The sequence below is a fragment of the Pseudonocardia sp. C8 genome (genome assembly GCF_014267175.1).
In the GTDB taxonomy this organism is placed as follows: Bacteria; Actinomycetota; Actinomycetes; order Mycobacteriales; family Pseudonocardiaceae; genus Pseudonocardia.
This window is the reverse complement of the sequence record NZ_JACMTR010000002.1, coordinates 4,393,084-4,407,241: the sequence shown is the minus strand read 5'-3', so window position 1 is coordinate 4,407,241 and position 14,158 is coordinate 4,393,084. Positions and strand designations below refer to the sequence as shown.

The window sequence follows — 14,158 nt, the reverse complement described above, 5'->3', positions numbered from 1 at the left end:
GTTCGACCGGCACCGGTCGGGCGGGGAGACGGCGCGTCCGGGTGGCGTCGCCGGACGGCACGCCGTGCGTGATCGCCCGCTCACCCGGCGTGTCGCCGTCCGGCGCGGGAACTCCGCCGGACGGCGACACCCCCGCCCGACGAGCGCGCCCGGCCGTCCCCACCCGGGATCCGGCGCCTACTCTCGGGGTCACCGGGCCGTTCGGCCCGGAGCCGGCACGACGAAGCGGGGGAACACGGTGCTGCAGGCGGCACTCAACGGGTCACGGCCGGCGGACGCACATCCCGCCCTCCCGGTGTTGCCCCGCCACCTCGCTCGCGACGCCCGCGCGGTCGCCCGGCTCGGCGTCACCTCGGTGCACGTCCACCCGCGCGACGACAGCGGTGCGGAGACGCTGGACCCGGCCGTCATCGGGGACGTGGTGGCACTCATCCGGCAGGAGGCGCCCGGCGTCGAGATCGGTGTGCCGACCGGGCGCTGGATCGTGCCCGACCCGCAGGACCGGGTCGAGACCGTGCGGGCCTGGGGGCGGCTCGGATCCGGCAAGCCCGACGTGTGCGGGGTGAACGTGCACGAGCTCGGCTGGACCGACGTCTGCCAGGCCGCATGGTCGGTCGGCATCGCCGTCGAGCTGGGCGTCTGGACCAGCGGCGACGCCGTGACCCTCCGCCAGAACGGGTTGCCGCCCGGGACCCGGCGGGTGATCGCCGAGTCGACCGTCGTCGACCCGGAGACCGCGGTCGCCGAGGGGATCCGCATCCTGCGCGCGCTCGGTCAGCCCCCGGTGCCGGTGCTGCTGCACGGCGAGGAGGAGGGCGCCTGGCCGGTCCTCGAGTACGCGACCCGGGTCAACATCGACACCCGGATCGGGTTCGAGGACGTGCTGGTCCGCCCGGACGGCTGGCTGGCCACCGGCAACGACGACCTCGTCCGGACCGCCCTGTCCATCCGGGTCTGACCGGGGGCTCAGGGCCGCTGCTTCGGCCCTCGACCGCCGGGCCTCAGTGCCGCTGCTTCGGCCCTCGACCGCCGGACCTCAGGCCTTCAGCACGGTCGCGACGATCCCGGCCAGGTGCGCCAGCCGCGCCAGCTCCGAGGGCCGGAACACCGGGCCGCCCGGACGCCCCACCACCAGCGTCTTCGGCGGGGCCCCGGTGCCGAACGGCGCCGCCGCCAGCTCGGTGTCCATCGCTCGCCACGGCTCGGGCACCCAGTGGCTCTCGTCGAGCGCGATCGTCCGGTCCAGCGGCAGCCACGGCAGGTCACCGGTGCGCGTCTCCGGCGCGGTGGAGCTCTCCGCGATCCGGTAGGACCGCCCGAGCTCGCTGACCGCGACGAGGGCCCAGCCGGCCCGGAACAGCCGCGGCACCTCCGCGGTGAGCAGGTCCAGCCCGTGGCCGGGGTTCCCGGCGATCTCGTCGAGCAGCTCCAGCTCGCGGTGCGTGTCCAGCAGGCCGGTGTGCGGGCGGACCGACTCCACCGTCACGCCCGGCACCGACTCGGCGGCGGTGATCAGCACGTCCGGCGGGCGGTTCGCGGACAGCTCGATCGCGATGTCGTCGACGGCCTGCCCGCCGCTGCGCTCGACGACGTCGATGCTGAGGATGTCCGCGCCGGCGCCGCCGAGTGCCGAGGCGACGGCTCCGAGGTTTCCGGGCGTGTCCGGGAGGATGACCCGGAGCAGGAACGACACGAACGGATCCTCTCCCTCGGCGCGGACGCCTTCGCGGCATGCCGGTGACCCCGCGCGGGTGACGACGGCGCCGCCTCCGCGGGTGCGGAGTTCCGGGCGGGAACCGTGATCCTGCCACCCCCGGCGCGCGCCGGTCACCATCTCCCCCCGCCGGTGCGGGCGGGCGGCCGGTCACCGGGGGGCGGCCGGGCGCCGGACCGGCGGGAATAGACTGGATGCGCACCGGCGCACCCGTCCGCCCGCGAGGCGTGTCGGGCGGTGTTCCGGGTGGGCCGCAGCATCGTCGTCGCCGCACCGCCGCCGTCGCGGCTCCGGCCCGGAACGACCGGGCAGCCGGGGCCGCGGACGGCCCCGGGCGCGACTTCCGAATCATCCCGAGGAGGGGCATGACCGCCGATTCCCCCGCTCCGGGCGGGGCCATCACCCGTGACGAGGTCGCGCACCTCGCCCGGCTGGCCCGCCTGGCCGTCACCGAGGAGGAGCTGGACGTGTTCGCCGGCCAGCTCGACGTGATCATCGGGGCGGTGGCCCGGGTCGGGGAGGTCGCCGCCGACGACATCCCGCCGACCTCGCACGCCGTCCCGCTGGAGAACGTCTTCCGGCCCGACGAGCACCGCCCCGGCCTGAGCCAGGAGCAGGCACTCGCCGGCGCGCCCGCCGCCGAGGACGGCCGCTTCATGGTGCCGCGGATCCTGGGGGAGGAGCAGTGAGCGAGCTGATCCGCCTCACCGCAGCCGAGCTCGCCGAGAAGATCCACTCGCGGGAGGTCTCCGCGGTCGAGGCCGCGCAGGCCCACCTGGACCGGATCGCCGCCGTCGACGGCCGGGTGCATGCCTTCCTGCACATCGGCAGCGAGGCCGCGCTGGCCTCCGCCGAGCGGGTCGACGCCGCGCTCGCCCGTGGTGCCGCGCCGGCGTCGCCGCTGGCCGGGGTGCCGCTGGCGCTCAAGGACGTGTTCACCACCTCGGACATGCCCACCACCTGCGGGTCGAAGATCCTCGAGGGCTGGCAGCCGCCGTACGACGCGACCGTGACCGAGCGGCTGCGCGCGGCCGGGGTCACCGTCCTCGGGAAGACGAACATGGACGAGTTCGCGATGGGCTCGTCGACCGAGCACTCGGCGTACGGCGTCACCCGCAACCCGTGGGACACCACGCGGGTCCCCGGCGGGTCCGGCGGCGGGTCGGCGGCCGCGCTGGCCGCCTACGAGGCGCCGCTGGCGATCGGCACCGACACCGGCGGCTCGATCCGCCAGCCGGCCGCCTTCACCGGCACCGTCGGCGTCAAGCCCACCTACGGCGGGGTCTCCCGCTACGGCCTGGTCGCCTGCGCGTCGTCGCTGGACCAGGCCGGCCCGTGCGCGCGCACCGTGCTGGACGCGGCGCTGCTGCACGAGGTGATCGCCGGGCACGACCCGCGGGACTCGACGTCGATCGACCGCCCGGTGCCCGACGTCGTCGCGGCCGCCCGCAGCGGTGCGCGCGGGGACCTGTCCGGGCTGCGCGTGGGCGTCGTCCGGGAGCTGGGCGGTGAGGGCTACCAGCCGGGCGTGCGCGCCGCGTACGAGGCGTCGCTGCGGCTGCTGGAGAAGCTCGGCGCCGAGATGGTCGAGGTGAGCTGCCCGCACTTCGAGTACGGGCTGGCCGCCTACTACCTGATCCTGCCGAGCGAGGTGTCGTCGAACCTGGCCCGGTTCGACGCCATGCGCTACGGCCTGCGCGCCGCCGAGGGCCGCAGCGCCGAGGAGGTCATGGCGAACACCCGCGAGCAGGGCTTCGGCGCCGAGGCCAAGCGCCGGATCATGCTCGGCACCTACGCGCTGTCGAGCGGCTACTACGACGCCTACTACGGCCAGGCGCAGAAGGTCCGCACGCTGATCAGCCGGGACTTCGCGAAGGCGTTCGAGCAGGCCGACGTCCTGGTGTCGCCGACCACCCCGACGGTGCCGTTCCCGATCGGGGACAAGGTCGACGACCCGCTGGCCATGTACCTCAACGACCTGGCCACGATCCCCACCAACCTCGCCGGGGTCACCGGCATGTCGGTGCCGTCCGGCCTGGCCGACGGGCTGCCGGTCGGGCTGCAGGTGATGGCGCCCGCGCTGGGCGAGGCCGTCATGTACCGCGTCGGGGCCGCCTTCGAGGCCGCCCGCGACGCCGACGAGGGCGGACCGCTGATCGCCCGGGTTCCGGAGGTGTCCGCATGACCGCGGCTGTCGAGCTCGTCGACTTCGACGACGTCGTCGCCCGCTTCGATCCGGTGATGGGCATCGAGGTGCACGTGGAGCTGTCCACGACCACCAAGATGTTCTGCGGCTGCCCGACCGGGTTCGGCGCCGAGCCCAACACCCAGGTCTGCCCGGTGTGCCTGGGGCTGCCCGGGGCGCTGCCGGTCGTCAACCGGGCCGCGGTGGAGTCCGCGATCCGGATCGGGCTGGCCCTGAACTGCGAGATCGCCCCGTGGGGCCGGTTCGCCCGGAAGAACTACTTCTACCCGGACATGCCGAAGAACTTCCAGACCTCGCAGTACGACGAGCCGATCGCCACCGACGGGTTCCTGGACCTGACCCTCGACGACGGCGAGGTCGTCCGGATCGGGATCGAGCGCGCGCACATGGAGGAGGACACCGGCAAGTCGCTGCACGTCGGCGGCGCCGACGGCCGGATCCACGGTGCCGACCACTCGCTGCTCGACTACAACCGGGCCGGCGTCCCGCTGATCGAGATCGTCACGAAGATGATCCCCGACACCGGCGCCCGCGCGCCCGAGGTCGCCCGCGCCTACGTCACCGCGCTGCGTGACCTGATGAAGTCCCTGGGCGTCTCGGACGTCCGGATGGACCAGGGTTCGATGCGCGCCGACGTGAACCTCTCGCTGTCGCCGCGCGGGTCCGGCCTGCTGGGCACCCGCACCGAGACGAAGAACGTCAACTCGCTGCGGTCGGTGGAGCGTGCGGTCCGGCACGAGATGAGCCGGCAGGCCGCCGTGCTCGACGCCGGCGGCGAGATCGTGCAGGAAACCCGGCACTTCGACGAGCAGACCGGGCACACCCGCGCCGGGCGCCGCAAGGAGACCTCGGAGGACTACCGGTACTTCCCGGAGCCCGACCTGGTCCCGATCGCCCCGTCGAGCGAGTGGATCGAGCAGCTGCGCGGCACCCTGCCGGAGCTGCCGTGGGAGCGGCGCCGCCGGATCCAGGCCGAGTGGGGCGTGTCCGACGAGGAGATCCGCGACCTGGTCAACGCGGGCGCGCTCGACCTGGTCGAGGCGACCGTCGCGGCCGGGGCGCCGTCCCAGGAGGCCCGGTCCTGGTGGGTCTCCTACCTGGCCCAGCAGGCCAACGCCCGCGAGATCGAGCCGGCCGACCTGCCGATCACCCCGGAGCAGGTCGCGCGGGTGATCGAGCTGGTCTCGGCCGGGGAGCTGACGAATAAGCTCGCCCGGCAGGTCGTCGACGGCGTGCTCGCCGGCGAGGGCTCCCCGGACGAGGTGGTCGCCGCCCGCGGCCTGAAGGTCGTCTCCGACGAGGGTGAGCTGGTCGCCGCCGTCGACGCGGCCCTGGCCGAGCAGCCCGACGTCGTGGAGAAGATCCGCGGCGGGAAGGTCCAGGCGGCCGGCGCGATCGTCGGGGCGGTCATGAAGGCCACCCGCGGGCAGGCCGACGCCAAGCGGGTGCGGGAGCTGGTGATCGAGCGCTGCGCGCCCGTGAGTGGTTAGGAGGGCCTGGACCCTCCTAACCACTCACAGGGCGAAGACCTATCCACAGGCTGCGAAGTCGCGGGGTCCGACGGGCCGATCCGGTCGCACAGTCTTCCCATGCGAACGAATCGGCCCGTCGTCCCCCGAGCCGTCCGCGACGGCGGCCGCGACGGCGAGTGGCGTCACCTGCTGCTTGCCCAGGCCGGGATGGTGCACATCGAGCAGCTCCGAACCCTCGGGCTGACGAAGGACGACGTGCTGGCCCAGGTGGCGGCCGGCCGCTGGAACGGATTCGTCCGTGCGGTGTACGCGACCTTCACCGGTCCGCTGCCTCGCGAGTCGCTCATTGCCGGGGCACTCCTCTACGGCGGCCCCGTCGCCGTGCTGAGTCACCGGACCGCGGCCGAGGAGTGGGGGCTGGTTCCCGTGGTGGCGGGGCCGGTCCACCTCACGGTGCCCTACACCTCGTCGGCCGTCTGCCAACCCGAGATCGTGGTTCACCGTTCCCGCGCCCACCGGCACATCGCCGTCAAGACGCACCCGCCGCGGACCTCTCGGGCGGACACGGCGATCGATCTCGCCGTCGAGGAACCGTCTGCACGCGAAGCGCGCGGCGTGCTCCTGTCCTTGCTCACCGGCGGGCGGGTGTCGCCGCTCGAGGTCGAGCAACGCCTCGTCGAACGTCCACCTCGCCGGTACCGCCGCGCAATGGAATCCGCGATCCGGACGGTGCGCGACGGAGTGCAGTCGGCACTGGAGGACCTCTATCTGACGGCGGTGGAGCAGGCGCACGGTCTGCCGGTGGGCCGGAGACAGACACCGTTCTCGGTGGACGGGATCACCTGCTGGGAGGACGTCACGTACGACGACAGCGGATGTGCACTCACCGTCAGACTCGACGGCCGCACCCATCTGCGTGCCGACGTGGCCTTCCGGGACCGGCGCCGGGACAACGCGGCAGAGCTCCGTGGCCGGTCCCGGCTCGTGTTCGGCTGGCGCGATCTGGCGTCGGATCCGTGCGCTGCAGCCTGGGACATCGCTGCCGTCCTGCATCGGCGAGGGTGGACGGGGCAGCTGAGGCCGTGCAGCGACTGCGTCGCCCGTGAGTGGTTCCGAGGGTCAGAGCCCGCCTAAGTACTCACGGGCGGCTACGCCGCCGACTCCCCGCCCCCCGCAGGCGGCTGGATCCGCACCACGCGGTCGTCCGTGCGGCCGGGCGCGGCGCCGTCGCGGTTGACCGTGCCCAGCCACAGCAGCCCGTCCGGGGCGACGGCGACCGGGCCGATCGACCCGTAGACGCCTTGCAGCACCGGCATCGGGTCGCCGGTGAAGGTGCCGTCCTGGCCCGGGGTCAGCACGAACAGCGCCCCGGCGGTCCGCTGGGCGACGACGAGGGTCCCCGGCAGGACGGTGCACCCGGCGACACCGGGGCGGTCCGGCCACGTCCACGCCGGTGCGCCGAGCCGGCCGGGGGAGACCCGGTACAGGACGTCGCGCCCCGGCGTCCGGTCGGTCACCCAGGTCGTCCGCGCGGCCGGGTCGACGCACACCCCGCCCGGCGCGGCCAGCCCCCGGGCCAGCACCGGCGACGCCGGGTCCGGGTTGCCGGGCGCAGGGCGCCCGAGCGTGTCGATCCGCAGCACCGCGCCGGCCAGCGGGCCGGCGCCCGCACCGGTGGCGACGACCAGCGCCGACCCGTCGACGGCGAGCGCGCCCCCGCCGTTCGGCAGCCCGGTGAGCACCGGCTTCGGCGGTTCCCCCGGCGCGATCCGCAGCACCTGGCCCCCCGACGGCGTGCCGGCGAGCACGTAGACGAGGCGGTCCTCGGCGTACCCGGGGGAGAGCACCAGACCGCTGATCCCGGTGGCGGGATCGACCGGGACGGTCGCCACCGGCGCCGGGTCGGCGCCTTTCCGGACCTGCAGCACCCGGCCCGTGCGGCGCTCGGCGACGAGGGCCCGATCCCCGGGCGGCAGTACGGCGACGGCGCCGACGGGACCGAGGCAGGCCGCGACGACCTGCGGGTCGGGGTCCTCGCAGGGCCCGGGCGGCGGCTGCGCCCCGGGCTGCTGGGGCGGCGCCGGGCCGGACGACGGTGGCTCCTCGGTCGGCGCCAGCTCCGGCGGCCCGCCCAGCTCGCCCTCGCCCTCGGCCTTCGGCCGCCACTCCCGCGCACCCTGGTCGGGGAACGTCGCACAGCCGGACACGAGCACCAGCGACGCGAGCAGCGCCGCGACCAGCAGCGTCAGGCGGGCGGTCACACCGGCCACGCTAGGCGGCCCGGCGTGAGCGGCAGGTGAGTACGGTCGCGGGACATGAGCCCTGTGACCGTTCTGGTGCCGCACGCCCAAGGAGCCGAGATCCTGTCCGAGGTGGACGGCCTGCATCCGGTCGTCTACGACCCGGAGAAGCCGCTGCCCGACGAGGCCGCCACCGCCCGGGCCCTGGTCGCCCCGTTCCTCGCGAGCTCGGATGCGGTGGAGCTGACCACGACGATGCCGCAGCTGGAGATCGTGCAGCTGCTCACCGCCGGGGCCGAGGCGTGGATCGGGCGGCTGCGCGACGGCATCGCCCTCTCCGACGGCCGTGGTGCCCACGGCGGCGCCACCGCCGAGTGGGTGGTATCGGTGCTGCTGGCCGTCTACAGGCACCTGGACCGGTTCGTCCGCGCCCAGGACCGCGGCGTCTGGGACTACCACCAGACCGAGGAGCTCGCCGGGAAGCGGATCCTCCTGGTCGGGGCCGGCGACGTCGGGGAGAAGACCCGGGCCCGGCTCGCCCCGTTCGACGTCGAGGTCACGATGGTCGGCCGCACCGCCCGCGACGGCGTGCACGGCTGGGACGAGCTGCCCCGGCTGCTCGGCGAGCACGACGCCACCGTGGTCGTCGTCCCGCTGACCGACGAGACCCGGGGCATGATCGACGCCGAGTTCCTGGCCGCCATGCCGGACGGCGCGCTGCTGGTCAACGGGGCCCGCGGCCCGGTCTGCGACACCGACGCGCTGCTCGCGGAGCTGCAGTCCGGCCGGATCCGCGCGGCCGTCGACGTCACCGACCCGGAGCCGCTGCCCGAGGGACATCCGCTGTTCTCCGCACCGGGCCTGCTGCTGACCCCGCACGTCGGCGGGAGCGTGCCGCTGGCGATGCGCCGCGCGTACGGGGTGGCCGCCGAGCAGCTGGCTGTGTTCGCCCGCGGGGAACGGCCCCCGAACCTCGTCACCGGGGCCTACTAGGGGACTCGCCGGGGGAAACCCCCAGGTCGCCGGGCTGAACGCCGGTAGGGTCCAGGGGTATGAGCGGGCCCACCGAGCACTACGACTGGGGCAGCATCTCCGGCGACGAACCGCGGGAGCGGACCCGGCCGGAGCGCATGCCGGTGCCCGCCCACGTGTCGTCGGACATCGGGCTGCTGATCCTGCGCGTCGTCGTCGGCGGGATCTTCGCCGCGCACGGCGCGCAGAAGGTGTTCGGGTTGCTCGGCGGGCTCGGTCCGGCCGGCACCGCGGCCGCCCTGGACGGGCTGGGGTTCACGACGTTCGCGGGCCCGCTGGCGTGGCTGCTCGGGGTCGGCGAGCTCGCACTGGGCGCGCTGCTCGTGCTCGGCCTGCTGACGCCGTTCGCCGCGGCGGGCCTGCTCGCCGTCAAGCTCGTCGCGATCGTTCTGTCGCTCGGCCCGGGCGGGGTGCCGGCCGTCCCGCTGTTCGCCGCGGACGGCCCGAACTCGCTCGAGCTGCACCTGCTGCTCGGCGCGGGCGCCGCCGCGTTGCTGTTCGCGGGGGCGGGGCGGATCGCGCTCGACGCCGGCCGTACCTACCAGCGCCGCCCGCTGCCGTGGTCGGTGCTCTGCCTGGTCGTCGCGGTGGGCGTGGCACTGCTGGTCCTGTTCGTGCTGCGCACGTGAGCGGCGACGACGCCTGGCTGCGCCCGCTCGCGCGGCGGCTGCGCCGCGAGGTGCGGGTGGCGGCCCGCACGCCGCTGGGCGGGGGCTACGCCTCCGGGGGCGCCGAGCGGATCGACCTGGACGACGGCACGGCCGTCGTCCTCAAGCACGGCGGGCCGGTCGAGGCCGCCGCGCTGCGGGCCGTCGCGGTGGTGAACGGCCCGGTCCGGCTGCCCCGCATGCTCGCCCACGGCGACGGGTGGGTGCTGCTCGCGCACGAGCCGGGTGGCCCGCTGCCGGCCGGCGCCCCGGTCCCGGACGACGTCTGGCGGACCCTGGCCCTGGTCCACGCGCACTGGCGGCGGAACCGCCCGCGCGGGGTGCCGGTCGTCGACGCCGGCTGGTGGGAACGGCTGTGCGGGCTGGCCTCCGAACGGCTGCGGTCGGCGGCCGACCGGACCGGGGCGCGGGCCTACCTCGACGCGGACGCGGCCGTCCGCGCCTGGGCCCGCGACGACCGCGTCGGGCTGGCGCTGCGGGTGCTGCCGCGCACCCTGTGCCACGGCGACGCGCACCGCGCCAACATCCACACCGGACCGGGCGGCGCGCTGCTGCTGGACTGGGGGAACGCGCGCGTCGCCGCCGGGTCGCTGGACACGGTCGTCCTCACCGCACCGCCGGACGACGGCCCCGCGGACGCCGCACCGGCAGCGGTCCCGGCGCTGTACCGGGACACGCTGCACGAGGCGCTCGGCGCCCCCGACCCGCCCGCGATGGTCGCGGTCGAGGCGGTGTGGGCGCGGGCGCAGGCGCACGTCCAGTACCTGCCGTTCGCGGCCGACCACCAGGGGCCGGACCGGGTCGCGTCGATGGTGCGGGTGGCGGCGGCCGCGGTCGACGAGCTGGGCGATCTGCTCGCGAGCGCCCGCCGCTGACCGCCGGCCGGGATCAGCGCCCGACGTTGCGTTGCAGGTGCGCCGGGTACCGCTCCCCGGCGACGGTCGCGGCCGCGGACTCGATCTCCGCCAGCTCCCCGGCCGAGAGCTCCAGCGACGCGGCCTCGACGTTCTCCTCCAGGTAGCGGCGCCGCTTCGTCCCCGGGATCGGGACGACGTGCTCGCCCCGGCCCTGCACCCAGGCCAGCGCGAGCCGGCCGGGCGTCACGCCCCGGCGCGCGGCGATCACCGTGAGCGCCTCGACGATGGCCAGGTTCGCGGTCAGGTTCTGGTCGCTGAACCGGGGCAGGCCGCGGCGCATGTCGCCCTCGGCGAGCTGGCCGGTCGAGGTGATCGCGCCGGTGAGGAAGCCGCGGCCGAGCGGCGAGAACGGCACGATCCCGACGCCGAGCTCGGCACACACCGGCGCGACCGACTCCTCGATGCCCCGCGTCCACAGGGACCACTCCGACTGGACCGCCGCGGGCGGGTGCACGGCGTGCGCCCGGCGGACGGTCTCGGCGCTGCACTCGGACAGGCCGTAGTGCCGGATCGTGCCGGCCTCGATCAGCTCGACGAGCGCGCCGACGGTCTCCTCGATCGGCGTGTCCGGGTCGACCCGGTGCTGGTAGTAGAGATCGATGTGGTCGACGCCGAGGCGGCGCAGCGATTCCTCGACGCACCGTCGCACGTACGCGGGGTCACCCTGCGCGGCCTGGGCCCCCGACGCGTCACGCACGATCCCGAACTTGGTCGCGAGCACCACCCGGTCCCGGCGGCCGGCGATCGCGCGCCCGACGAGCTCCTCGTTGGCGCCGTCGCCGTAGACGTTCGCGGTATCGAGCAGGGTGACGCCGAGGTCGAGCGCGCGGTGGATCGTCGCGATCGACTCGGCCTCGTCGCCGGCGCCGTAGCTCTGGCTCATGCCCATGCAGCCGAGTCCCTGCGCGGAGACGGTCAGCGAGCCGAGCGTCCTGGTTCCGAGGGCCATGGCGGCCACCCTAGGGAACGCGCCGGACCGCCCCCGTGTCGGCGCTCGTCGCCAGGTGCGCGTAGGCCCGCAGCGCCTTGCTCACCGGGCGCTGTCGGTCCTTCGGCTGCCACGGCCGCTCGCTCGCCTCCATCTTGGCGCGGCGGTCGGCGAGCACGGCGTCGTCGACCAGCAGCTCCAGCGAGCGGGCGCGGACGTCGAGCCGGATCCGGTCGCCGTTCTCGACCAGGCCGATCGTCCCGCCGTCGGCCGCCTCGGGCGAGATGTGGCCGACCGAGATGCCGGACGACCCGCCGGAGAACCGGCCGTCGGTGATCAGCGCGCACACCTTGCCGAGGCCCGCTCCCTTGAGGAACGCGGTCGGGTGCAGCATCTCCTGCATCCCCGGCCCGCCGGACGGGCCCTCGTAGCGGATGACGAGCACGTCGCCGGGCGTGATCTCCTTGTTGAGGATCGCCGAGACCGCCTCCTCCTGGCTCTCCAGGACGACGGCCGGGCCCTCGAACTGCCAGATGTCCTCCGGGATCCCGGCGGTCTTGATGACCGCGCCGTCGACGGCCAGGTTGCCGCGCAGCACGGCGAGTCCGCCGTCGGCGGAGTAGGCGTGCTCGACGTCGCGGATGCACCCGCCGGCCGCGTCGAGGTCCAGGGAGGACCAGCGGTTCTCGGTCGAGAACGCCTCGGTGGTCCGGACCCCGCCCGGCGCCGCGTGGTAGAGCTCGATCGCCGTCCCGGACGGGTTCTCCGCGCGGACGTCCCACTCGGAGAGCCACTGCGCCAGCGACGGCGAGTGGACACTGTGGACGTCCTCGTGGAGCAGCCCGCCGCGCCACAGCTCGCCCAGGATGGCGGGGATGCCGCCGGCCCGGTGGACGTCCTCCATGTGGTAGTCGGAGTTCGGGGCCACCTTGGACAGGCACGGGACCCGGCGCGAGACCTCGTCGATGGCGGCGAGGTCGAAGTCGATCTCGCCTTCCTGCGCGGCGGCCAGGATGTGCAGCACGGTGTTCGTCGAGCCGCCCATCGCGACGTCGAGCGCCATCGCGTTCTCGAACGCCGCGCGGGTCGCGATGTTGCGCGGCAGCGCGGACGCGTCGTCGTCCCGGTACCAGCGGGTGGCCAGGTCCATCACGGTCCGGCCGGCGTTCAGGAACAGCTCGCGGCGCGCGGCGTGGGTGGCCAGAGTGGACCCGTTGCCGGGTAGCGAGAGCCCCAGCGCCTCGGTCAGGCAGTTCATCGAGTTCGCGGTGAACATGCCCGAGCACGACCCGCAGGTCGGGCAGGCGGAGCGCTCCACCTCGGTCAGGCCGGCGTCGTCCACCTCGGACGACGCCGACGCGGCGATCGCGGTGATCAGGTCGGTGGGTGCCTGCGCGACCCCGCCGACGACGACCGCCTTGCCGGCCTCCATCGGCCCGCCGGACACGAAGACGGTGGGGATGTTGAGCCGCATCGCGGCGTTCAGCATCCCGGGCGTGATCTTGTCGCAGTTGGAGATGCAGACCAGCGCGTCCGCGGCGTGCCCGTTGACCATGTACTCGACGGCGTCGGCGATGATCTCGCGCGACGGCAGCGAGTAGAGCATCCCGCCGTGCCCCATGGCGATGCCGTCGTCGACGGCGATCGTGTTGAACTCCCGCGCGATCCCGCCGGCCTCCTTCACCGCACCGGCGACGAGGTCACCCATGTCCTTGAGGTGCACGTGGCCGGGCACGAACTGGGTGTAGGAGTTGGCGATGGCGACGATCGGCTTGCCGAAGTCGTCGTCGCCCATCCCGGTGGCGCGCCAGAGCGAGCGCGCTCCGGCGGCGTTGCGGCCGTGGGTGGTGACGCGGGAACGCAGGGCGGGCATGTGGTCGGGTCTCCAGCGGGTGTCGGGTCGGGGACGGCCGGGGCCGGTCGCGCGGTGACGCCGGGTGGGCGCGGCACAGGGGTGGTGGGCGCGCGGGCCGGCCCGGGATCGGCGCGCGGCGGCCGGCGGGACGGGTCCGCGCCCCGGGCCGCGCGCGTGCAGGTCGCCCGTAACGGTACGCCCCGCGGCGCCGGGCCCGGACCGGGGACGCCGGCCCGTGCAGCCGGCGACAGTGTCTGCGAGCCCGGCGACAGAGCCCACGAGATGCGGCCCCGTCGCGAGACGTGGTCCGAGGCGCCGCGGCGCGGTCCGGCGAGCGAGCCGGTGGCGTTCAGCCCCCGGTCGGGTCGGCGACCCTGCCGGCGCTGGCGAGCGACAGCGCCGGCAGGTCCCGCACCTTCACCGCGGCCAGGGTCAGCTCGGCGTCGTCGGCCAGCACCGCGCTCACCGAGGACCGCTTCCCCAGCCGCAGCCCGCGGACGTCGTCCCACTGCACGGTCCGCGACCCGGTCACGGTCCGGACGGTGAGCGAGTCGGGGTCGACGGTCGTCCGGGTCCGCAGGACCCAGACCGCGATCCCGGCCGGGACGACCAGCGCCAGCCAGAAGTACGGCACGCTGAACAGCAGCGGCAGCCCGCCGACGACGGCGACCAGCGCGACCACGATCGTCAGCCGGGACGGCTTGAACACGAGGGCGCGGGCGCCCTCGCGAACCTGGCGGCCCTCGTTCCGGACCCGGGGCGTGGCCGCGACACCGAGGTCCACATCGCGGGACGGCGCGGGTGCGGGGGTGGGGTCGCCCGCCCGTGTGACGTGGTCGGCCTCGCGATCGTCGGTGCTGCTCACGTCCCCAGTGTGACACCGCCGGACGGCCGGTTCACGGCCCGGATGCGCGGGGCCGATTGACGCCGCGCGTGGGATCCGTGCTAGCGTCGCCGCCATGTTCGCCGTTCGAATTACCGTACTTCCCGGGCGCGTCGCCGCCTGAGTTCGACGTACTCGAACGCACCCGACGACGCGCTCACCCTCGCACCAGCCCACCGGGCGGCGGGGGCTTTTTTGTGTCCAGCACAGGCTCTGATCGACAAATACGATCTCCAGCGAGGC

General features: G+C 74.8%; 13 protein-coding genes. 8 read left to right on the top strand and 5 right to left on the bottom strand.

The annotated features are described in order from the left end of the window. Nucleotides 1-238 precede the first annotated feature (238 nt). Complete coding sequence (locus tag H7X46_RS20980) at nt 239-958, top strand: 3-keto-5-aminohexanoate cleavage protein (RefSeq protein WP_186361026.1); 720 nt, start codon at nt 239-241, stop codon at nt 956-958. Between the two features lie 78 nt (nt 959-1,036). Here H7X46_RS20980 and H7X46_RS20975 read toward each other — a convergent pair whose 3' ends face one another. Beyond that, nucleotides 1,037-1,693 (bottom strand): amino acid-binding protein, encoded by a 657-nt coding sequence (locus tag H7X46_RS20975; protein WP_186361025.1) that lies wholly within the window; start codon nt 1,691-1,693, stop codon nt 1,037-1,039. Nucleotides 1,694-2,079: 386 nt separating this feature from the next. Between H7X46_RS20975 and gatC the strand changes: the two genes are divergently transcribed. The 4 genes from gatC (at nt 2,080) to H7X46_RS20955 (ending at nt 6,526) form a co-directional block, all read left to right on the top strand. Continuing rightward, the gene (gatC, locus tag H7X46_RS20970) at nt 2,080-2,403 is read left to right on the top strand and encodes an Asp-tRNA(Asn)/Glu-tRNA(Gln) amidotransferase subunit GatC (protein ID WP_186361024.1); all 324 of its coding nucleotides are present in this window, start codon (nt 2,080-2,082) and stop codon (nt 2,401-2,403) included. Further along, complete coding sequence (gene gatA, locus H7X46_RS20965; RefSeq protein ID WP_186361023.1) at nt 2,400-3,899, top strand: Asp-tRNA(Asn)/Glu-tRNA(Gln) amidotransferase subunit GatA; 1,500 nt, start codon at nt 2,400-2,402, stop codon at nt 3,897-3,899. Before gatC ends, gatA begins: the two co-directional genes overlap by 4 nt. Then, nucleotides 3,896-5,410 (top strand): Asp-tRNA(Asn)/Glu-tRNA(Gln) amidotransferase subunit GatB, encoded by a 1,515-nt coding sequence (gatB, locus tag H7X46_RS20960; RefSeq protein ID WP_186361022.1) that lies wholly within the window; start codon nt 3,896-3,898, stop codon nt 5,408-5,410. Before gatA ends, gatB begins: the two co-directional genes overlap by 4 nt. Nucleotides 5,411-5,509: 99 nt before the next feature. Beyond that, entirely contained in the window at nt 5,510-6,526 is a 1,017-nt protein-coding gene (locus tag H7X46_RS20955; protein WP_186361021.1) for a hypothetical protein, read from the top strand. A 14-nt stretch (nt 6,527-6,540) separates the two neighbouring features. On the opposite strand, the gene H7X46_RS20950 is transcribed toward H7X46_RS20955, so the two are convergent. Continuing rightward, nucleotides 6,541-7,653: a sorbosone dehydrogenase family protein gene (locus tag H7X46_RS20950; protein ID WP_370588884.1), complete on the bottom strand. Its 1,113-nt coding sequence runs from the start codon at nt 7,651-7,653 to the stop codon at nt 6,541-6,543. Between the two features lie 54 nt (nt 7,654-7,707). Here H7X46_RS20950 and H7X46_RS20945 point away from each other — a divergent pair, with 54 nt between their 5' ends. The 3 genes from H7X46_RS20945 to H7X46_RS20935 are packed head-to-tail and all read left to right on the top strand — an operon-like array spanning nt 7,708 to nt 10,207. Continuing rightward, the gene (locus H7X46_RS20945) at nt 7,708-8,625 is read left to right on the top strand and encodes a 2-hydroxyacid dehydrogenase (protein ID WP_186361019.1); all 918 of its coding nucleotides are present in this window, start codon (nt 7,708-7,710) and stop codon (nt 8,623-8,625) included. Between the two features lie 59 nt (nt 8,626-8,684). Further along, on the top strand, nt 8,685-9,293 hold the full coding sequence (locus tag H7X46_RS20940) for a DoxX family protein (protein ID WP_186361018.1): 609 nt from the start codon (nt 8,685-8,687) through the stop codon (nt 9,291-9,293). Then, nucleotides 9,290-10,207 (top strand): phosphotransferase, encoded by a 918-nt coding sequence (locus H7X46_RS20935; RefSeq protein ID WP_186361017.1) that lies wholly within the window; start codon nt 9,290-9,292, stop codon nt 10,205-10,207. Before H7X46_RS20940 ends, H7X46_RS20935 begins: the two co-directional genes overlap by 4 nt. 13 nt (nt 10,208-10,220) lie before the next feature. Here H7X46_RS20935 and H7X46_RS20930 read toward each other — a convergent pair whose 3' ends face one another. From H7X46_RS20930 to H7X46_RS20920, 3 genes are all read right to left on the bottom strand, one after another. Next, a complete protein-coding gene (locus H7X46_RS20930) occupies nt 10,221-11,198 on the bottom strand; it encodes an aldo/keto reductase (RefSeq protein WP_186361016.1) in 978 nt (325 codons plus the stop codon). Between the two features lie 10 nt (nt 11,199-11,208). Then, on the bottom strand, nt 11,209-13,050 hold the full coding sequence (gene ilvD, locus H7X46_RS20925) for a dihydroxy-acid dehydratase (RefSeq protein ID WP_186361015.1): 1,842 nt from the start codon (nt 13,048-13,050) through the stop codon (nt 11,209-11,211). 331 nt (nt 13,051-13,381) lie between these two features. Then, the gene (locus tag H7X46_RS20920) at nt 13,382-13,897 is read right to left on the bottom strand and encodes a PH domain-containing protein (RefSeq protein WP_186361014.1); all 516 of its coding nucleotides are present in this window, start codon (nt 13,895-13,897) and stop codon (nt 13,382-13,384) included. Nucleotides 13,898-14,158: the final 261 nt, after the last annotated feature.

Bases quoted from the DNA above. Each gene is read 5' to 3' on its own strand.
- H7X46_RS20940 (WP_186361018.1), top strand. From the start codon at position 8,685: ATGAGCGGGCCCACCGAGCACTACGACTGGGGCAGCATCTCCGGCGAC.
- ilvD (WP_186361015.1), bottom strand. From the start codon at position 13,050: ATGCCCGCCCTGCGTTCCCGCGTCACCACCCACGGCCGCAACGCCGCC.
- H7X46_RS20930 (WP_186361016.1), bottom strand. From the start codon at position 11,198: ATGGCCCTCGGAACCAGGACGCTCGGCTCGCTGACCGTCTCCGCGCAG.
- gatB (WP_186361022.1), top strand. From the start codon at position 3,896: ATGACCGCGGCTGTCGAGCTCGTCGACTTCGACGACGTCGTCGCCCGC.
- H7X46_RS20945 (WP_186361019.1), top strand. From the start codon at position 7,708: ATGAGCCCTGTGACCGTTCTGGTGCCGCACGCCCAAGGAGCCGAGATC.
- gatC (WP_186361024.1), top strand. From the start codon at position 2,080: ATGACCGCCGATTCCCCCGCTCCGGGCGGGGCCATCACCCGTGACGAG.
- H7X46_RS20955 (WP_186361021.1), top strand. From the start codon at position 5,510: ATGCGAACGAATCGGCCCGTCGTCCCCCGAGCCGTCCGCGACGGCGGC.